Origin of the sequence: Dialister succinatiphilus, from assembly GCF_928721695.1 — a bacterium.
In the GTDB taxonomy this organism is placed as follows: domain Bacteria; phylum Bacillota; class Negativicutes; order Veillonellales; family Dialisteraceae; genus Dialister; species Dialister succinatiphilus.
Map to the genome: position 1 here is coordinate 1924783 of NZ_OV788641.1, position 19888 is coordinate 1944670.

The following is a 19888-nucleotide window of genomic DNA, read 5'->3' on the forward strand; positions in this document are numbered from 1 at the left end:
AACCTTTGTTTCTCTGACTCTTCTTTTTTGAACTTTTTTACAAATACTTGTGGTGATTGAATGAATTCTTTTTTAGTAGGTCTTCAATTTCTCACCCGTATCCACATTTCCAATGAAACGGTTTGGAAAGATGAGGAATTCGGAAAGAGCGTCATCTGGTTTCCTGTATACGGATGGATTATAGGCGCTTTCATGTGCCTCATTTACTTCCTGCTGAAACCTTTGGATATGCCTTATCTGACTGCTTTTCTGATTGTCCTGGGAGAGCTTTTCATATCCGGAGGCACTTTGGCTGACGGGCTCATGGATTCATCGGACGGTCTCTTTTCCGGCCGCTCCCGGGAGCGGTGCCTGGAAATCATGAAGGACAGCCTGATCGGTTCCTTCGGTATGCTGTCCATCATTATTTTCATCAACCTTTACACCCTCTCCCTGGGATCCATAGACGGGCTCCTTTATCCCATCCTCATTGCGGCACCGGCGCTGGGCCGGCTGAACCTTGTCATCAGCATCTGCGAATATCCCTATGCCCGCCCCTATGGCATGGGCAAAGCCTTTTCCGCTTATCGTCCAAAGCATGCAGTGGCCATCGCTTCTGTATTTGCACTGCTGCCGGCTCTTTATTTCGGATTTCTTTATGTTATACTGGCCGGCGCAGCTCTTCTGCTGGGGCTGTATCTGAATCGCTGGATCGTGGGTAAAATCGGCGGTACAACAGGGGATACCTATGGATTTGTAAATCAAGTGACAGAAGTCTTTCTGGCGCTCCTTTATGTTTTGATTACCAGGGGGAATGTATGGCATATGTAGTCAGCTCACCGGGATCCTGCGGTGAATTTATCCAGGGCTATGCAGAGGGCTCCTCCTTTATGGTGACCTGTCCCATAGATCGCTTCTCCTATGCTTTTTCCGGGTTTGAGGGAGAAGGAGAACCGCTTCCGCCCAAGGCTCTTTCAGCCGTAGAGAAAACCATGGCCTATCTGGGAGAAGAGAAAAGAGTTCCTTTAAAGCTGAAATCCCATATCCTCAAAGGGAAAGGCATGGCCTCCAGCACGGCCGATATCAGTGCCGCCTGCCAGGCCGCGGCCCTTGCCTGCGGCCGAAAGCTGTCGGAACGGGAAATTGCAGCTATTGCCCTTTCCATTGAACCCAGCGATGCCACCTTTTTCAAAGGAGTAGTGCAGTTTGATTACCGGGAAGGACGCCTTATCCGGGAAATGGGCCTCTGCCCGGCCATGCAGATTCTGGTTTATGACTGCGGCGGGGAAGTGGACACCATGCTTTTTAATTCCAGAAATGATCTGGTAGACCTGCAGAAGAGCAATGAAACGAAAATCAAGGAGGCCCTTTCTTTATTTAAGGAAGGAATCAGGCTCCAGTCCCTGGACCTGATCGGCAGGGCCGCTTCCATGAGCTCCTTTGCCAACCAGAAGATCCTTTATAAGAAACCGCTTGGCGATTTCTATCGCCTGGGAATGGAACAGGGCGGAAAAGGAGTGATCTGCGCCCACAGCGGTACCGTGCTGGGACTGATTCTTCCCATGGAAAAGGATGCCATGGCAGTGAAGAATTTTCTGGATAAAGAAATGAAAGGAAGGATCTCCTTCCTGGACCTTGTACATATTACAAACCAGGGCATGCAGTGCAGAAAGTGTGATATCCATGACTTTGAAAAGCTCTAGACATGGAGGGGATGTCTTTTCCCTAGCCCCCTCCGAACGGAATAAAATCCTTGATTTCAGCATCAATATCAACCCGCTCGGCCTTTCTCCCCTGGGGAGAAGGGCTCTTCTCCGTTATTGGGAAATAGAGACCCTCCGCTATCCCGACGTTGAAGACCGGGATGTGACGGCCTCCCTTTCCGCTGCCTATGGCATGGACAAGGATACCATTGCTTTAGGAAACGGGGCTACGGAGCTCATGTATACGCTGCTTCGATTCCTTAAGCCGGAAAAAGTGCTGGTGCCGGCGCCAGCTTTTTCCGAATACCGCCTCTCCGCTGAAGCCGCCGGCGCAGATACGGAAAGCTTCCTTCTGGATCAGGACCATGGCTTTTCCCTTCCTTTAGGGGAACTGGAAAGAAAAATGGTTCCCCGCTCCCTTTTGTACCTGGGACACCCAAACAACCCCGACGGCTGCCTCCTTTCCATGGAGGATTTCAAAAAAGTGATGGCCCTTGCAGAAGACAGGGAAAGCTATGTGGTAATTGACGAATCCTTCATCGACTTCGTGGAAGGAGACGTGTCCTACCGCTCTTTCGTAAAGACTTATTCACATCTGGTGGTCATTATGTCCCTCACGAAATTCTACGCCGTGCCGGGCCTCCGCATCGGATGCTCCTTTGCCCATCCGGCCCTCACAGAAAAAATCAAAGACCACCTCATCCCCTGGAACGTGAACGGCCCGGCCCAGCTCTACATGACCTGCGCCGCTAGGGACAGGGAATACATTGAAGCGTCCCGTGCCTTCTGCTCCTCCGAAAGGAAATATTTCGCAGGGAAACTGGGAGAACTGGAAGGCCTTACGGTCTACCCCGGCTGCGTCAATTTCATCCTTCTGAAACTGACCGGCTCCATAAGAGATGCCGCCGATTTACAGAAGCAGCTTCTTCCTGAAGGCATTTTCATCCGCCAGTGCGGCAACTACGAAGGTCTTGACAACTCCTTCTTCCGTCTGGCTGTGAGGACAAGGGAAGAAAACAACCGGCTCCTTAATGCATTGAAAGAGGTTTACCATCCATGATTACACTTTATCTTATAAGACACGGCCAGACTGTATGGAACAGTTCCGGCAGGTATCAGGGCCGCACCGATGTGGCCTTAAGCGAAAAGGGGATAGCCCAGGCGGAAAAGACAAAAGAACGGTTCCGCACTGTCTCTCTGGATGGCGTCATTTCCAGCCCCCTTAAACGGGCTGCCCATACAGCGAAGGGCATTGCCCAAACTCACGGCCTTCCACTGGAAACAGATGCAAGGCTGAAAGAACTCTCCTTCGGAGACTGGGAAGGAAAGACCTACGATGAAATCGAAAAAATCTGGCCCGGCATGATTGAAGCTATGTATCACGATGCAGGCACCATGAAACTCCCCCATGGGGAATCCTTTGCAGACTGCCAGAAACGGTGCATGGAAGCCATCAGCGATATCATCAAACGAGGGGACAATAAAACCTACGCCATCGTCTGCCACGGAGCGGCGCTTCGCACCATCATATGCGGCCTCATCCAGATCCCCCTTGCCAGATCCTGGAACCTGGCTCTCTCCAACGCCAGCATTTCACAGGTCAACATCTATCCGGGGGATATGAATATGCTCTATACCCTGAATGATACATCCCATCTGGGAGATTTGAAATCAGGGAGCTGAGGGGAAACGCCGATAGGCGGGAATGGAAGAAGGTTTTCCTGTATTCCCGAAGGTTGACACGCCCTTACGGGTGTGAGGGTTGGGCCAGCCGCCGGGCCTTTCGGCCCTGGGCGCCAAGGGTTCTGCCTGTGATCGGCTTCGCCTTACAGGCGGGTTGAGGGCTCCGCCCTCGGGAGTTATGGAGTTATATAGTATTGTGGAGGTCCTGCATAGGACCTCCAAGTCAGCCAAAGTAGGCCCTTAGCCTGCCTATTAAAGGGCTTACCTATTGGTTGGCTGACCGTGCCCGCTGGCGAGGTACGGCGCCCTTTGTGGGCGCCATTTTTTATGCCGCCTTTGGCGGCGAAAACCATACAACCGCCCTGCGGGCGTGGAAGTGCATCCCCCTTTGGTGGCTGGCGCCACCACTTTCCCGCCCCGCTGGGAAGCGTGTCACTGGATTCTCAGTCGCCACGGCTTCTTGCGAATTCAGTTCCCTTGCCACCACTTCGTGGTGGGACTATGGGTACTTAGCAATGGAGCCATGTCTCTACAGGAAAGCATAGAAATCTATTCTGCCCCCTGTATAGGGGGAAGTCCGGCGCAGCCGGATAGGGGGAGGCGAGCGCAGCGAGCCAATCAGCAGAATGGTTATTTTGCCCCATGACACCGAAAGCAAATCCCGTAACGCTGACTTTATAAGCATTGCCGCAGAGCGGCAATCTACCACACTCTGAACCCTTTGAACCCTTTGAACCCTTTGAATCCTTTGAACCTTATGAACCCTTTGAACCCTATTCCAGCCAGTGAATCTAAAAGCAAAGGAGTACAAATGAAAGAGCTGTCCATCGACATCGAAACCTACCAGGCCGTTAGGGCGTGTCAAAAAATCTAGACAAAAGGCCCAAGATACTGTATGATTATAGGGTAATGGAAGAGAGTGATCTTTTTGATTGATAAACAAATGATTTCCGAATCCCTGGCCAAATGGGGCGTGGATGGCCTGTTTGTGCAGAAGGATGAGAATTTACGGTACATCAGTGGATTCACCGGTTCTGACAGTTATCTTTTTGTGACGCCGGAGTCTTTTTATCTTCTGACTGATTCCCGGTATGTGGAGCAGGCGAAGGAGGAAGCGAAGGGGTTCACTGTGGTGGATTACAGGGGGAAGCTGGCGGAGACGCTGGCCCGTCTCTCCAGTTCCCGTCATGTGAAGCGTCTGGGCATTGAGTCGGTTTTGTCTTACAGGATGTATCTTTCTTTTGATGAGACCATGCCGGATGTGGATTTTGAGTTCTGCCCGGTAGATGATGTGCGGCGCATCAAGTCGGATGAGGAGCTTTCTCTTTTAAAGAGGGCCTGTGAAATTTCCGATGAGGGATTTAAAAATACGATTCCCTATATCCGCGCCGGCGTGACAGAACGGTATCTGCAGGCGGTGCTGGAGTGTGAGATGCTGAAGGCGGGGTCTGAGGGAAAGTCCTTTGATACCATCGTGGCATCCGGCGAGCGGGGGGCTTATCCCCACGGCACGGCTACAGAGAAGGTCATCGAGAATGGGGACCTCATTACTTTTGATTTCGGCGCCATTTATAAGGGATATCATTCCGATATTACAAGGACCGTGGCAGTGGGAGATATTTCCAGCCGCCAGCGTTTCCTTTACGATAAGGTTCTTGGCTGCAACGAACATGTGGAAGGCCTTCTGAAGGCAGGCATCAGGGCCGATGAGGCCGATACGGCAGCCAGGGAGTATTTCAAGAAATGGGATCTGGATGCCTATTTCACCCATGCCCTGGGTCACAGTGTGGGCCTTGAGATTCATGAAGCCCCAGTGCTGGCCCAGAGGGACCATTCGGTTCTGGAAGTGAATATGACGGAAACTGTTGAACCGGGGGTCTATATCCCCGGCACCGGTGGAGTCCGTATCGAAGATACGGTTGTTATAAAGCAGGATGGCATTTCCATTCTGACTCAATTTCCCAAAAAATTTTTGCAAGTGTAGCAGGAGGAAGATTTAAATGATTTCTAGTAATGATTTACGTCCCGGTATTACCGTTGAACTGGATGGCCAGGTTTGGCAGTGTGTTGAATTTCTGCATGTAAAACCGGGCAAAGGCGCCGCTTTCGTACGTGCCAAGCTGAAAAACCTGCAGAATGGTTCCGTAGTGGAACGTAAATTCAATGCAGGCATTAAGCTGCAGCCGGCAACAGTAGAACGCAAACCCATGCAGTATCTTTATGAAGCTGATGGCTCCTACTGCTTTATGGATACAGAAACTTATGAACAGATCATGCTGAACAAGGAACAGCTGGGTGACAAGATCAACTTCCTGAAGGAAGAAATGGAATGCACCGTCATGTTCTTCAACGGCAACATTATCGGTGTAGATATTCCGAATTCCGTAGAACTGAAGGTCGTTGAAACTGAACCCGGCATCCGCGGCGATACAGCAACCGGCGGCTCCAAACCGGCTAAACTGGAAACAGGCTATACCGTTTCTGTTCCGCTGTTCATTAACGAAGGAGAAGTTCTCCGCATCGATACCCGTACCGGCGCATACATTGAACGTGTAAAATAATCCGGTCATCCTATGGAAACGGTATCTCAGGAAAATGATCTGGGGAAGGTGCGCCTGACGGACCGGGTGATTGCGATCACCGCCAGGGCGGCAGCGCTGACCGTTCCGGGTATTGCAGGCATGGGGGAAACTTTTCTCCAGAGCCTTTCTTCCGTGATGTCCGACAAGGATACCGATGGCGTCCATGTGGGTTTCAAGGATGGCGCTGTGGAGGTAGACCTCTATGTCTGCGTTCGTCACGGGATGCGGATTCCTGCGGTGGCTTTGAAGCTGCAGGAAACGGTGAAAGAAGCGTTGTCTGACTCTCTGGGTATCCGGGTATCTGCGGTGAATGTGAATGTGTCCCAGGTTATTTTTGATAAGGATAAAGCAAAATGAGTCAGGATGAATCTGTTACCATCGTGCCGGAAGAGGAAGTGTATGAGAAAATCGAGAAGGCCGTACTGGCTCTTCCCGAGGTTTCTCATTTTACTGCCGACGGTTATCAGGAGATGATTTCCGGTATTTCCCAGGCCTTTGGCTTTCGTGGCCATAAGGGGCTTCTGCTGCGCCGCAGCAGAAAGAAGGGAATCAAGGTCTATATGTCCCTGGCCCTCCATAAAGGGTGCCGGGTCAATGAAACGGCCCGCTATATACAGATGGTAGTGAGAAATCTTCTCCTTTCCCTTACCGATGAAACCATTTATGGAATCGATGTAACCATTACTGATATTGTGGATTGAAAGAGGTCATCATGAGCAGAAGAAATGCAAGAGAATATGCTCTCAAGGTTTTATATTCCCGGGAGCTGAATCCGGATACGGAAACGATTGATTCCGACGGATTGGAGTTATCCGAAAAGGACAGGGATTTTGCAGATGCTCTGGTGAAGGCGGTATCTGACCATGGAGAAATCGATGATATGATTTCTGCTCATGTGACGAACTGGTCTCTTTCCCAGCTGAATGTGGTGGATAAGAATATCCTTCGCCTGGCGCTGGCTGAATTCCATTTCATGGGTGATGAGGCGGAAGACAGGAAGCTGATTATCAATGAAGCTGTGGAAATGGCCAAAGTCTACGGCGGTGAATCATCTTACCGCTTTATTAACGGCGTTTTAGACAAGGCAATGAAAGGATAACTATGGCCAGGTTTCTTGGAATAGATACCAGCTGCTACACTACGTCGGCCGCTGTTTATGACTCTTCCGGGGAGCTGGCAGGGGAAGAAAGAATCGTGCTTTCTGTGAAGGTGGGAAATCGGGGACTTTCCCAGTCTCAGATGGTTTTCCAGCACACGAAAAATCTTCCTGTCATTCTGCAGAAATTATCTCCTTTACTGCAGGATATCAAAGGAATAGGAGTATCTTCTTTTCCACGGAGGCGGGCAGATTCCTACATGCCCGCCTTTCTTGTTGGCAAAGGAACGGCCTTTTCCCTTGCTGCTGCGCTCCATGTACCGGTATTTGAATTCAGCCATCAGGAAAATCATGCGCTGGCTGCCTTAAGAAAAGAACCTTCCCTGTGGGGGAAGCCTTTTTATATGATGCATATGTCCGGCGGTACCCAGGATGTGCTTTCCTGCACTTGGGAAGGGGATTTTATGGAAATCAAAACCCTTATGGACTCCCGTGACATTACGGCCGGCCAGTTCATCGACCGGATCGGGGTAGCGCTTGGTCTTCACTTTCCCTGCGGGAAAGAATTGGAAAAACTGGCTCTTGATGGACGCCATATTTACCATATTTCCCGTTCCTCGGTGAAAGGTTCCTTTTCTTTCTCCGGTCCGGAAACAAAAGTACAGAGGGACATCGCATCGGGACAATATCATAAAGAGGATATAGCGGAAGGGGTGCTGGAGCATATCGGGAAAGCACTAGATAAAGAGCTCTCCGACTATCCTTTCAAAAATGACCGTCCCTTCATTGCCGTAGGCGGTGTCATGTCTAATCGGTACCTTAGAAACAGGGTAGAAGAAATTCTCGGGAAAAAAGGAATCAAAGCATACTTTGCTGATATCACCGCCAGCAGCGATAATGCCACGGGGAATGCCTTCGGGGCGTATATGCTGGCCCTTATGGACACGCCCTGATGGGCGTGAGGGTTCTAAAGTTTGACGGGGCTGTGGCCCCGAGGGTTCTTAAGTTTGACAGCGGCTATGCCGCTGAGGGTTGTGGTGGCGCCTATGAATTGATAGAAGGCGCCAGTTTGTATAAAACCGTACAACCGCCCTGCGGGCGAGGAAATGCATCCCCCTTTGGTGCCTTACGGCACCACCTTCCCCCCGCAGAGCGGTGGGACTATGGGTGCTTAGCCATGGAGCCATGTCTCTGCAGGAAAGCATAAAAACCTATTTTGCCCCTGTATAGGGGTGGCAAGGGAACACGATTCGTAAGGAAGCAAAGCGACCTGAGAATCGTGTGACACGCTTTCCCGTGGAGAAGTTCGGCGCAGCCCGGATAGGGGGACGAACGCAGCGAGCCAATCACCAGAATGCCAATCAAGCCCTATGACACAGACAGCCAATCCTGTAACGCTGACTTTATACTCATCGCCCGATAGGGCGATACCACAACCCTCGGCCCGAAGGGCCGTCAAACTTAAGAACCCTTGGGCCCGAAAGGGCCCATCAATCCTAAGAACCTTTCCCTTCTCAACCCTTATACACAACCCGCCGCCGTCAGGCGGCCATAACCTTCGGCCCGTAGGGCCGTCCACCCTCACGCCCAAAGGGCGTGTCATAAAACTATGAAAATCTACAGCGTAAATGAATGCACCCGCCTTCTGGCAGGTCGCATGAAGAAAGATTATATTTTCAGCCATGTGGCTGTACGGGGAACGATTTCTTCCGTTCATACCCACTTTTCCGGCGTCACCTATTTCACTCTTCTTGGTGAGGAGTCCCGGCTTTTCTGCGTCATCGGCCGCATGGGCAGTTCTTTTCTGACCCGGAACCTTATGAGCGGCATGGAGGCTACGGTAATCGGGGATATCCGGTTCAATACTCTTTCCGGCTGGCCCAGTCTTTTTGTGGAACGGGTCATGGATATTCATAAAAGTCGGAATCAGGAAGAAAAAGAAGATATGGTGAAGGAGCTGGAAAGGGAAGGCTACTTTGATCCTTTACGAAAGAAAGGGCTTCCCTCTTTTCCTTTTCATATCGGCATCATTTCCTCTGAAAGCGGCGCCGTGGTCCATGATATTGTGAAAACGGCCGGACTCAGGAATCCCTGCGTCCGGTTTACTCTATACAGTACATCGGTACAGGGCGAAGAAGCGGCCCGGGTCATGGCGGATAGGATCCGTGAAGCCTGCAGGGCTGAGGACAAACCGGATATACTGATACTGGCCCGCGGCGGCGGAGCAGAGGATGATCTCCGTCCTTTCAATGAAAGAATCCTTTTGGATGCAATTCATGAAAGTACGATTCCTTTAATTTCCGCTGTAGGTCATGAAACGGATACCACCTTATCGGACCTTACGGCAGACCGGAGGGCATCTACACCCACCCAGGCCGCAGAAATAGCCATACCGGAAAGGACAGTATGGCTCTCCCTTCTAAGGGACAGGATCAGGGAGCTGGAAGAGGGTCGGAAATCCTGTTTCTTTTCTAAAAAACAGGAAATTGCAGATATGCTGATTTCCATGAAGGAACACACTTCACCAAAGGGTCTGCAGGATCTTCGCCGGGAGATTCAATCGCAGGTTCTGCTTTTGGACCGGCAAAAGGAAATGCAGCTCAAATCCCGTTATCGGAGTGTGCTGGAATCTCTCATGAGCCTGCAGAAATGGAGTAGCGGACATGGAAACTAAGTCAATGACTTTTGAAAAAAGTATGGAAACCTTAAAAGAAGCTGCCCGCCGGATTTCTTCCGGAGAAATCAGTATCGATGAAATGGCTGCTGTTTATAAAAAGGGTATGGAAGCGGCTGACCGCTGTTTGTCCATCTTAAATGAAGTGGATGGAGAGCTGGCAGTGATTTCACAAAAGACAGAAGATTTACTGACAAAGGAGATGGAGTCCCATGATTCAGGAAATACTGAAAGAAAAGCAGAAACTCATTAATCACAGGCTGGCGGTTCTTTTAAAGGCGGACCGGGTGGAACATGAGACTCTTTACAGCGCCATGAATTACAGCCTGCTGGCGGGAGGCAAGCGCATCCGGCCTTTCCTTTTTCTCACGGTACTGGATATACTTGGCGTGGACAGCGGTCTTTATATAGATGCTGCCTGCGCTTTGGAATGCGTGCATACCTATTCCCTGATTCATGACGATCTGCCTGCTATGGATAATGATGATTACCGCCGCGGCCGGCTGACAAACCACAAGGTTTACGGCGCCGGCATGGCTACCCAGGCAGGGGATGGCCTTTTGACCTTTGCATTCCAGCTTCTCTCGGAGCAGAAACAGATAGCTCCTGATATCCGGGTAGAACTGATTTCCCTTCTGGCCCGCGCTGCCGGTCCGGAGGGCATGGTGGGAGGACAGGCGCATGATATAGAGGCGGAAGGAAAGCATCTCACTCTTTCTGAACTAAAAATCCTGGATGCCTGCAAAACGGGCTGCCTTCTCTCTGCTCCCGTATCCATGGCCTGCGCTGTGGCAGGAACGGCTCTGAAAGACAGGGTGCTTCTTGAGAACTTCGCTGCCCATCTGGGCCTCCTTTTCCAGATAACCGACGACCTTCTGGATGAAAAAGGGAATCTGGAGGATATGGGCAAAATGCCTGGACAGGACGAAAAGGACCATAAATCCACCTTCGTCACCATTCTTGGCGTGGAAGAAGCAGAGAAATACGCAGAAGAAGAAGGGGCCCTGGCAAAAGAAGCATTGGCAAAACTTCCTTTTGATAGTACAATTCTCTATGAACTCACCGATCTGCTGCTGCATAGAAAGAAATAATGGACAAGTGCCTTATGGCGCGGTCGGGACCGGGACCGGGATCGGTGCGGTGCTTGCCTGTATTCCCGAAGGTTGACACGCCCTTACGGGCGTGAGGGTTGAGCCAGCCGCCGGGCCTTTAGCCCTGGGCTGCCAGGGTTCTGCCTGTGATCGGCTTCGCCTTACAGGCGGGTTGAGGGCTCCGCCCTCGGGAGTTATATAGTACTGTGGAGGTCCTGCATAGGATCTCCAAGTCAGCCAAAGTAGGCCCTTAGCCTGCTCATTAAAGGGCTTACCTATTGGTTGGCTGACCGTGCCCGCTGGCGAGGTACGGCGCCTTCGGCGCCATTTCTTATGCCGCCTTTGGCGGCTAAAACCTTTACAACCGCACCCCTCGGCCTGAAAGGCCGTCAAACTTAAGAACCCTTGGGCCGAAGGCCCATCCATCTTGAGAACCTTTCCCTTCACAACCCTCGGGCGAAAGGCCCGTTAACCCTCACACCGAAGGTGTGTCAATTTTCAAAAAGAGGTTTCACATTGGCTAACCAGAAAGTAAAAAAGGAACGGCTTGACGTGCTCCTGGTGGAGCAGGGATTTTTTGAAAGCCGGGAGAATGCAAAACGTCATATTATGGAAGGCATTATTCTTGTAAATGATGTGCCTGTAGATAAAGCGGGAACGAAGGTGCCGGTGGACGCCAGACTTCGCATCAAAGGCCATGTCATGCCTTATGTGGGCCGCGGCGGTTTCAAGCTGGAAAAGGCGCTGAAAACATTTTCCATCGATCTTAAAGGGAAAGTGATGGCCGATATCGGCGCTTCCACCGGCGGTTTCACGGACTGCGCCCTGCAGAACGGGGCGGCAAAAGTATTTGCCATTGATGTGGGTACCAACCAGTTGGACTGGAAGCTTCGTTCCAATCCGCAGGTTGTAAACATGGAGAAAACCAATATCAAGGTAGTGACGAAGGACCTTCTGGGAGAAATGGTGGATTTCATTTCTACCGATGTTTCCTTTATTTCCGTTACGAAAATCATTCCTGCCGTACACTCCATTCTGAAGGAAGAGGGATCTCTGGTTATCCTCATTAAACCCCAGTTCGAGGCAGGCCGTGAAAAGGTAGGGAAGGGTGGAATTATCAAGGACCCCAAGGTACATGCCGAAGTGATTGAAGATACGCTTCAGGCTTTTAAGGAAGAGCATCTTTACTGCCATGGCCTTACCTATTCGCCTATTAAGGGGGGCTCCGGAAATATTGAATTTCTTGCCTGGCTGAAGCAGACGCCGCCGGAAAGGGAAATAACGGCAGCGGATATGGTGAAAGTGGTGGAAGAAGCCCACAGCGGGTTGAAAGGATAAGAAATGAAATTTGGCATTTACCCGAACCTCGGGAAAAAGGATTTAAAAATGGCTCTGGAAAGGCTTACCGCTCTTTTGAGAGACAAGAATATAGATTACAGCCTGCCTCTTTCCATGAAAAAAGGCCTGATGGACATGGGTTTTACAGAGGATACCTATGAAACCGATGAATCCATGGGAAAAAGGGATTTTATCCTGTCCGTGGGAGGTGACGGTTCCTTTCTCGGAGCTGCCCGCGCATTCAGGGATTATCCTGTTCTCATGGCGGGGCTCCATCTGGGAGATTTAGGCTTTTTAAATTCCATGACCTTAAGGGATATGGAAAAAAGGGTGGACCAGATTCTGTCGGGAGATTATCAGGAAGAGCATCGCCTCTATCTTTCCGCTGCTTTGATTCATGGGGATGGGAGAAAAGAGAAACTGCCCACCGTGCTGAATGATGTGGTCATCGGCCATGCCTCCATCGGCCAGCTGGCAAGGATCCGTCTTTTCATTAATGACAGCTTCATTCAGGAATATGCGGCCGACGGGCTTATCATTTCATCGCCCACCGGTTCCACCGGTTATTCCCTTTCCTGCGGAGGCCCTGTGCTTGGGCCTTCTGATGACCGGATTATCATCGTTCCTATCTGCGCCCACACGCTGCAGCGTTTTGCCATGGTTCTTTCCAGGGATGATGTGGTTAAGATCACTGTACCGGAAAGAGAAAAGGAACTCTGTCTTTCTCTTGATGGGGCCTGCACCTTCCGTTTTAACAAAAGGGACACTTTACTGGTCAGAAGCATAGAAAAGCCGATCCGTTTCCTTCGTTTCAGGGACCAGGATTTCTTTGGAAGTATAACAAGGAAATTGGTAAGGAAAGTGGCGGACTGCGGGAAGTAGGACAGGCCCCTTTGAGGCTTGTCCATCATGGCGCCAGTTTGTATAAAACCGTACCATCGGACTTTCGGCCGTGGGAAAACAGGCAGACTGACGCAAGGCCCGGCTTTAGGGATTTTCCCCGCTCCGTCTGGAAATCAAAATTTCTATTGACATTCCCTGTTTCTTTTTGTATAATAATCAAGTCATTGTACATAGGTGCCATGACGCAACCGCACGAATAAGGCTTTGAAAATGCAGAAATGCTGCCTGCATCGGCGAGTATAGTAAAGAGGAGGTGCACAAATGTACGCAATTATCAAAACCGGTGGAAAACAGTACGTTGTTGAAGAAGGCAAGGTTATTTCCATCGAAAAACTGGACGTTGAAGAAGGCGCTGAAGTAACTTTTGATGAAGTTCTTCTGGTTTCCGGAGATGACGTCAAGATTGGCCAGCCCAATGTAGCAGGTGCCAAGGTAACAGGCAAGGTTCTTGAACAGGGTAAGGAACGCAAGATCCGTATCTTCAAGTACAAGGCTAAGTCCAACTACCGCCGCCGCCAGGGTCATCGTCAGCCTTTCACAAAGGTAAAGATTGAAAAAATCGAAGCATAATGATCACTGTAAAAATGCTTCATGATGGGAAAGGGCTGTACAGAGGCTTTTCCATCCATGGACACGCAGATGGTTATGAAAAGGATGGGGAATATGATCTCATCTGTGCCGCGGTCAGTGCCATTACATTGACAACTGCCGGCGGCCTGGAAGATGTGCTTCATAGAGAAGGAACCTATGATTCCGACTTCGGTTTCATGCATGTGGAGATTTCCACACCGGAGGATGAAAAAAGCCAGGTTCTTTTCCAAACCATGGTTCACGGCCTTCGAGCTGTAGAAACCCGGTACCCCCGCCATTTAAAGATTCTAGACATAAAGGGGTGAATTTCATGTTACTTTTTGATCTTCAGTTATTCGCTCATCATAAAGGTGCTTCCAGCACAAGCAACGGCCGCGATTCCAACGCGCAGCGCCTTGGCACAAAGATGCACGCAGGACAGATTGCTAAACCGGGCAACATCATCGTTCGCCAGAGAGGCACTCATCTCCATCCCGGCCTGAACGTTAAGATCGGCAAGGATGACACACTCTTTGCTACTGCAGAAGGCAGAATTGCTTTCGAACGTCTTGGCAGAGACAAGAGACAGGTCAGCGTATATCCTGTTGAAGACTAAGAGCAGAAAGAGCTGCAGGAAACTGCGGCTCTTTTTTTGTGCTCTGCGGAGGGCCTAGGTCGGGATCGGGATGGTGCTTTCCAGTATTCCCGAAGGTTGACGCGGCTTCGCTGCGAGGGTTGATGGCGCCGCCGGGCCTCAGGCCCTGGGCGCCAAGCGTTCTGTCCGGGACCGGCTGACGCCTCCCGGACGGGCTCCGGGCTCCCGCCCTCGGGAGTTATATAGTATCGCTGCGCTGGCGAGGTACGGCGCCTTCGGCGCCATTTCTTATGCCGCCTTTGGCGGCGAAAATCTTTACAACCGCCCTGTCGGGCGTCGGAAATGCAATCCCCCTTTGGGGGCTGGCGCCACCACCTTGCCCGGTGGGAAGCATGTTACTGGATTCTCAGTCGCCTACGGCTCCTTACGAATCCAGTTCCTTTGCCACCCCCGCAAGCGGGGGCACTATGGATGCTTAGCAATGGAGCCATGTCTCTACAGGAAAGCATAGAGCGATTTATTCTGTTCCCCGGATGGGGTGGCAAGGGAACACGATTCGTAAGGGAGCAAAGCGACCTGAGAATCGTGTGACACGCTTTCCCGTGGAGAAAGTCCGGCGCAGCCGGATAAGGGGGAGCCGCGTTGCGGCTAATCACCAGAATGCCAATCAAGCCATATGACACTAAAAGTAAATCCCGTAACGCTCTTGCGTCCCCTTTAGGGGAAGAGGGCCACGAAGTGGCGAAGGGATGTACGAGGGTAAGAATGATTATGATACTCGATGCGGACGTGACCGCCGAAAGGCGGCATTATAATACTTATCGCCCGATAGGGCGATACCACAACCCTCAGCGCCGCAGGCGCTGTCGCCCCCTGAGCGAAGCGAACACAACCCTTCTACACAACCTGCGGCGTCAGCCGCGCCCCTTTTTTATAAAAATTGCGGCGCCAGCCGCCACCACCACCCTTTGGACCTTTTGAACCCTCTGAACCCGGGCCGCAGAGCGGCCCTTTTCCAAATATAAAAAATATATTTTTCCTGTATTGACGTTATTGTCAATTTATACTACCATAGATTCAAACTAACAAATGCCTTATAGGGAATTTTTGCCTATAGAGCCATAGAAGGAGGAGTTACGCATGATTGAAGTTTTAGTAAACGGCGCATCCGGACGCATGGGCAGTGAAGTGGTCCGTTCCGTAATGGCTGAAGAGGGACTCGCCATTGCCGGCGCAGTGGATCCTGCTGCTGCAGGAAAAGATCTGGGTGAGGTAGTGGGCATCGGCCACAATGGCATCACCATTTCCCCTAATCTTGAGGAAGCCTTTAAGGTAAAGAAGCCGGATGTGGTCGTCGATTTCACAAGCCCGAAGGTGATTTATGAAAATGCGAAGTTCGTCCTTTCTCATGGAGTGAATATGGTCATCGGTACAACCGGCCTCACCGCTGACCAGAGAAAAGAACTGTCTGAAATTGCCGCCAAATCCGGTGCCAATGGACTGGTAGCTCCTAATTTCTCTCTGGGGGCTGTCCTTCTCATGAAGGTTTCGGCTGAGATTTCCAAATACATGCCCAATGCAGAAATCATTGAGCTCCATCATAACCATAAATATGATGCTCCTTCCGGCACGGCCAAGCTCACTGCGGAAAAGATGGCAGCCGCAAGAACAAAGGCTCCGGAACCGGATGAAACAAAGGAAAGTCTCCCTGGTGTAAGGGGCGGCAAGTATGAAGGGATTACCATCCATTCTGTCCGCCTTCCCGGCTACGTAGCTCATCAGGAAGTACTCTTTGGCGGTTATGGTGAAATCCTTACTCTCCGTCATGACTCTTTGGATCGCAAGTCTTTCATGCCCGGTGTCATGCTGGCCTGCAAAAAATGCATGACTGTCAAGGGGTTTGTTTATGGTTTGGAAAATTATCTGGAATGAGGTGTTTCTATGAGTAAACTTCCGCGAGTTGCAGTCCTTGGTGCTACTGGCGCTGTGGGACAGGAATTCATCCGCCTTTTTGAAGAAAGGGATTTTCAGTTTGCTTCCCTGAAACTCTTGGCATCGAAACGGTCTGCAGGGAAAAAGATGATGGTGAAAGGGAAGGAATACACCGTAGAAGAAGCAAAGCCTGAATCTTTTGAAAATATCGACATCGCCCTCTTTGCCGGCGGCAGCATCAGCAAGACCCTGGCTCCGGAGGCCGCTAAACGGGGGGCCGTAGTCATTGATAATTCTTCCACCTTCCGTATGGATCCGGAAGTGCCGCTGGTCATTCCGGAAATCAATCCGGAAGATATCGCCAAACATAAGGGCATCATCGCCAATCCGAACTGCTCTACCATTATTATGCTTATGGCATTAAAGCCTATTTATGATATTTCCAGAATCAAGAGAATCATCGTAAGCACCTACCAGGCTGTTTCCGGTGCAGGTAAGGATGGCATTGATGAGCTTTTGGATGAAGCAGCAGCCATTGCGAAGGGGGAGACCTATGAACCGAAAATCCTTCCTTCTGCCAGTCTGCCTAAGCATTACCAGATTGCTTACAATGTGATACCCCAGATCGACGTCTTCCTTGACAATGAATATACCAAGGAAGAAATGAAGATGGTGAATGAAACCCATAAGATTTTCCATGATGACACCATCGCCATTACACCTACTGCTGTCCGAGTGCCTGTTATCAGGAGCCATGCGGAATCCATCTATATTGAAACAGAAAGGCCCCTTTCCACCGATGAGGTGAAGAAAGCGGTTCAGGGCTTCAAAGGCGCTGTTCTTGTGGATGATATCAAGAACATGATTTACCCCATGCCTCTTGACACTTCCAATAAGACCGATGTGGCTGTAGGCCGTATCAGGAAAGATTTGTACTGCGAAAACGGTATCAATCTCTGGGTATGCGGTGACCAGATCCGCAAAGGGGCTGCCCTCAATGCACTGCAGATTGCAGAGTACATGATGAATCATGATATGATTTAATATTGGATCTTATTGCAGAGGGGAAAGGTTCTTAAGATTGATCGGCCGGTGGCGCAAGGGGCCAACCCATGACCGGTGCTGCCTCGATTTCTTCCCGCCCTCACTTGCGCGCATTCTGCATAGAATGCGCGAGTCGGCCAAAGTTGGCCCTTAGCCTGCACATTAAAGGGCCTTCCTTTTATTTGGCCGACCGACCATCCTGACCCCGGGGGAAGAATCTTGGTACATGTAGATAGTGACACTTACTAGTCCACTAGTCCACTAGTCCACCAGATCACTAGCCCACTAGCCCACCAGCTTACTAACATATATCAAAGGAGATACTAAAAAATGGCAACAGCAAAATTTGGACGGGTCATTACCGCCATGATTACTCCATTTCTTGAAGATGGTTCCGTAGACTATGAAGGAGCGGCTGCACTGGCCAGGCACCTGGTAGCCCACGGTTCCGAAGGCATTCTGGTAGGCGGCACCACCGGTGAAGGCGCCACCATGACCACGGAAGAAAAACTGAAACTTTATAAAACCATTGTGGATGCTGTAGGCAGGAATGCACCGGGTAAAAAAGTTCCCGTTATGGGAAATATCGGCACTATCAGCACAAGGGATACCATTTTGTTCGGCCGGGAAGCAAAGAAAACGGGCATTGACTGCGCTCTTGCCATTGTTCCTTTCTATGTGAAACCGAACCAGGAAGGTATGTACCAGCATTTCCGCGCTATTGCCAAACATGTGGATCTGCCCATTGTGCTCTACAATGTTCCGGGGCGCACCGGTGTATCCATCCAGCCGGAAACCATCAAGCGGATTGTGGATGAATGCCCCAATGTGGTAGGTATTAAAGACGCCACCGGCAACTGGGACCAGGTAACGAAGGAAAAGACTCTGCTGCCCGATGATTTCATGATTTACAGCGGCGACGACGCATTCACCCTGCCTATTCTGGCAGGAGGCGGCGTAGGGGTCATTTCTGTTGCCAGCCATGTGATTGGTGATGATCTTCTGGCTATGGTGGATGCTTTTGAAAAGGGAGATCTGGAAAAGGCAAGAGCCCTTCATCTGAAAATGTATCCTATTATGAAAGGTATGTTCTTCGTTGCCAGCCCGATTCCTGTCAAGACGGCAGTCAACCTCATCGGTCAGCCTGGCGGCCATTTCCGTCTTCCCATTGTAGAACCGTCGGAAGAAGAAAAGAACCATGTGTACCAGATGCTGAAAGATTATGGCGGATTAGTCAAATAAAGAATGATAGAAAAGGCTTCCTCCGTGAAGCCTTTTTTACTGAAATGCATCATTCAGTCTATGGAAGGAGGAAATATGTTTATTTCCAGATGGATTCGATCGTTTGGCTCCTGTAAAAAATCGGCGGGACTTATGATTTCCGCCCTTGCCCTTTCACTGGCGCTTGTGCCTGATTTTCCTGCAGAAGCCAGGGTAGGACTTCACCAGAACTATGAACTTCAGAAAGTTGTTATTTTCAGCCGCCATAATCTGCGTTCTCCCATGGCAACGGACAGCGAAAAAAGGAAGAATCTGACGCCTCACCAGTGGCAGGATTCCCAAATTCCTCCGGGATATCTGTCCAACCGGGGCGGCCTTGTAGAAACGATGATGGGGGAGTCGGTGAAAGATGAACTGACTCGGGAAAATTTCATGATGTCACCGAAGGACTGGGAAGGGAAGACTTCCTATTTTTACGCCGATTCAGACCAGCGCACCATTGCCACCGCCCGTTATTTTGTTGCCGGCGCCGCTCCAGAAGCCAATATCAGGGTACATCACAAGATGGAAGGGACGAAGGATCCCGCCTTTGATACAAAGCTGCCGGATACGCTGGACAGGAATACTCTTTCTTCCATCCGCAAAGGCGAAGACCTTTGGGTCCGTTCTTTTCTGTCTGCCAATAAGGAAGAAATGAATCGTGATTTCCGGGAGCTGGAAAGGATACTGGATATATATTCTTCACCCGACGCCAAAAAAGGCGGTTTCAAAGGATTTGTACCGGAAGACCTTCAGATCACCATGAAGAGCGGCGAGAAGCCGAAAATGAAGGGCTCCCTGAAAACGGCCCATTCCCTGGCAGATTCCCTGCTAATCCGCTATTATGAAACGGAAGATGACAGGGAAGCTGCCTTTGGCCATACCACGACCTTCGAAGATTGGAAAAAAATCGGCCGCATTAAAGATGATTTTGGAATCCTCCTCTATGGAGAGCCCCAGGCCGCCCGTTACATGGCGATGCCTCTGGTCCGTATGATGGAGAGGGAAATGAAAAACAGCCGGAAATTTTCCTTCATCTGCGGCCATGACTCCAATATGACGGCTATTCTTTCCGCATTGGGCACCTATCCCTATGAGCTGCCCAAGTCTTTGGAAGGAAGGGTTCCCTTCGGCGTGAAACTGGTGATTGAAAAATGGAGGGGAACTGACGGAATTCTTTATGGATCCGCCTGCCTCCTTTATCCTGCTTCCCGGGATATCCGTCATATCACCGTACCTCGGGAAGATGTGACGCCTCTTAGGTATCCTTTAACTTTTCACGGGATTTCGCAAAATGAAGACGGCATGATGAAATGGGCTGACCTGGAAAAACTGTTCCATCAGGCAATCCTTTGACAGTATCCGGAAAAAATCAGGAACTATGGATGAAAACTCCATAGTTCCTGATTTTTTTGCATTGATTTGCCTGCCATGATAC

The 19888-nt window shown here is 50.4% G+C and carries 22 protein-coding genes; all 22 read left to right on the forward strand.

All coding sequences use genetic code 11. From position 1 onward, the window contains the following. Window positions 1-60 precede the first annotated feature (60 nt). The 22 genes from cobS to NW747_RS08175 all read left to right on the forward strand — a co-directional run bounded on the left by cobS (window position 61) and on the right by NW747_RS08175 (window position 19806). The gene (cobS, locus tag NW747_RS08070) at window positions 61-810 is read left to right on the forward strand and encodes an adenosylcobinamide-GDP ribazoletransferase (protein WP_273096871.1); all 750 of its coding nucleotides are present in this window, start codon (window positions 61-63) and stop codon (window positions 808-810) included. Then, window positions 798-1682, forward strand: a complete 885-nt coding sequence (locus tag NW747_RS08075) for a GHMP family kinase ATP-binding protein (RefSeq protein ID WP_273186691.1) — start codon at window positions 798-800, stop codon at window positions 1680-1682. The genes cobS and NW747_RS08075 overlap by 13 nt, the downstream gene beginning before the upstream one ends. Beyond that, window positions 1663-2742 carry a pyridoxal phosphate-dependent aminotransferase gene (locus NW747_RS08080; protein ID WP_273186692.1) on the forward strand — a complete coding sequence of 360 codons (1080 nt, stop codon included), beginning with the start codon at window positions 1663-1665 and terminating at the stop codon, window positions 2740-2742. The genes NW747_RS08075 and NW747_RS08080 overlap by 20 nt, the downstream gene beginning before the upstream one ends. Beyond that, window positions 2739-3365: an alpha-ribazole phosphatase gene (gene cobC, locus NW747_RS08085; RefSeq protein WP_273096865.1), complete on the forward strand. Its 627-nt coding sequence runs from the start codon at window positions 2739-2741 to the stop codon at window positions 3363-3365. The genes NW747_RS08080 and cobC overlap by 4 nt, the downstream gene beginning before the upstream one ends. 919 nt (window positions 3366-4284) lie before the next feature. Further along, window positions 4285-5349 (forward strand): M24 family metallopeptidase, encoded by a 1065-nt coding sequence (locus NW747_RS08090; protein WP_273186693.1) that lies wholly within the window; start codon window positions 4285-4287, stop codon window positions 5347-5349. A 16-nt stretch (window positions 5350-5365) separates the two neighbouring features. Then, window positions 5366-5926, forward strand: a complete 561-nt coding sequence (efp, locus tag NW747_RS08095) for an elongation factor P (protein WP_008859000.1) — start codon at window positions 5366-5368, stop codon at window positions 5924-5926. Between the two features lie 12 nt (window positions 5927-5938). Continuing rightward, the gene (locus tag NW747_RS08100; RefSeq protein WP_008859001.1) at window positions 5939-6304 is read left to right on the forward strand and encodes an Asp23/Gls24 family envelope stress response protein; all 366 of its coding nucleotides are present in this window, start codon (window positions 5939-5941) and stop codon (window positions 6302-6304) included. Then, window positions 6301-6648 carry a hypothetical protein gene (locus tag NW747_RS08105; protein ID WP_008859002.1) on the forward strand — a complete coding sequence of 116 codons (348 nt, stop codon included), beginning with the start codon at window positions 6301-6303 and terminating at the stop codon, window positions 6646-6648. Before NW747_RS08100 ends, NW747_RS08105 begins: the two co-directional genes overlap by 4 nt. Window positions 6649-6659: 11 nt before the next feature. After that, entirely contained in the window at window positions 6660-7046 is a 387-nt protein-coding gene (gene nusB / locus NW747_RS08110) for a transcription antitermination factor NusB (RefSeq protein ID WP_008859003.1), read from the forward strand. Between the two features lie 2 nt (window positions 7047-7048). Beyond that, the gene (locus NW747_RS08115; RefSeq protein WP_273186696.1) at window positions 7049-7996 is read left to right on the forward strand and encodes a tRNA (adenosine(37)-N6)-threonylcarbamoyltransferase complex transferase subunit TsaD; all 948 of its coding nucleotides are present in this window, start codon (window positions 7049-7051) and stop codon (window positions 7994-7996) included. A 656-nt stretch (window positions 7997-8652) separates the two neighbouring features. Next, window positions 8653-9717, forward strand: coding sequence for an exodeoxyribonuclease VII large subunit (xseA, locus tag NW747_RS08120; protein WP_273186698.1), 1065 nt, complete (start codon window positions 8653-8655; stop codon window positions 9715-9717). Beyond that, window positions 9707-9970, forward strand: coding sequence for an exodeoxyribonuclease VII small subunit (gene xseB, locus NW747_RS08125; protein ID WP_008859006.1), 264 nt, complete (start codon window positions 9707-9709; stop codon window positions 9968-9970). The genes xseA and xseB overlap by 11 nt, the downstream gene beginning before the upstream one ends. Further along, entirely contained in the window at window positions 9930-10808 is an 879-nt protein-coding gene (locus NW747_RS08130) for a polyprenyl synthetase family protein (protein ID WP_273186702.1), read from the forward strand. Before xseB ends, NW747_RS08130 begins: the two co-directional genes overlap by 41 nt. Before the next feature lie 516 nt (window positions 10809-11324). Continuing rightward, window positions 11325-12146 carry a TlyA family RNA methyltransferase gene (locus tag NW747_RS08135; RefSeq protein WP_273186705.1) on the forward strand — a complete coding sequence of 274 codons (822 nt, stop codon included), beginning with the start codon at window positions 11325-11327 and terminating at the stop codon, window positions 12144-12146. A 3-nt stretch (window positions 12147-12149) separates the two neighbouring features. Then, a complete protein-coding gene (locus tag NW747_RS08140) occupies window positions 12150-13028 on the forward strand; it encodes an NAD(+)/NADH kinase (RefSeq protein WP_273186708.1) in 879 nt (292 codons plus the stop codon). A 282-nt stretch (window positions 13029-13310) separates the two neighbouring features. After that, a complete protein-coding gene (gene rplU / locus NW747_RS08145; protein WP_008859010.1) occupies window positions 13311-13619 on the forward strand; it encodes a 50S ribosomal protein L21 in 309 nt (102 codons plus the stop codon). Further along, a complete protein-coding gene (locus tag NW747_RS08150) occupies window positions 13619-13945 on the forward strand; it encodes a ribosomal-processing cysteine protease Prp (protein WP_008859011.1) in 327 nt (108 codons plus the stop codon). Before rplU ends, NW747_RS08150 begins: the two co-directional genes overlap by 1 nt. Window positions 13946-13950: 5 nt before the next feature. After that, on the forward strand, window positions 13951-14235 hold the full coding sequence (gene rpmA, locus NW747_RS08155; RefSeq protein WP_008859012.1) for a 50S ribosomal protein L27: 285 nt from the start codon (window positions 13951-13953) through the stop codon (window positions 14233-14235). Window positions 14236-15354: 1119 nt separating this feature from the next. Continuing rightward, the gene (dapB, locus tag NW747_RS08160) at window positions 15355-16146 is read left to right on the forward strand and encodes a 4-hydroxy-tetrahydrodipicolinate reductase (RefSeq protein ID WP_273186710.1); all 792 of its coding nucleotides are present in this window, start codon (window positions 15355-15357) and stop codon (window positions 16144-16146) included. A gap of 9 nt (window positions 16147-16155) precedes the next feature. Beyond that, on the forward strand, window positions 16156-17190 hold the full coding sequence (locus NW747_RS08165; protein WP_273186713.1) for an aspartate-semialdehyde dehydrogenase: 1035 nt from the start codon (window positions 16156-16158) through the stop codon (window positions 17188-17190). A gap of 330 nt (window positions 17191-17520) precedes the next feature. Further along, window positions 17521-18432: a 4-hydroxy-tetrahydrodipicolinate synthase gene (gene dapA, locus NW747_RS08170; RefSeq protein WP_008859015.1), complete on the forward strand. Its 912-nt coding sequence runs from the start codon at window positions 17521-17523 to the stop codon at window positions 18430-18432. 75 nt (window positions 18433-18507) lie between these two features. Beyond that, window positions 18508-19806, forward strand: coding sequence for a histidine-type phosphatase (locus tag NW747_RS08175; protein ID WP_273186717.1), 1299 nt, complete (start codon window positions 18508-18510; stop codon window positions 19804-19806). The last annotated feature ends 82 nt before the right edge of the window (window positions 19807-19888 follow it).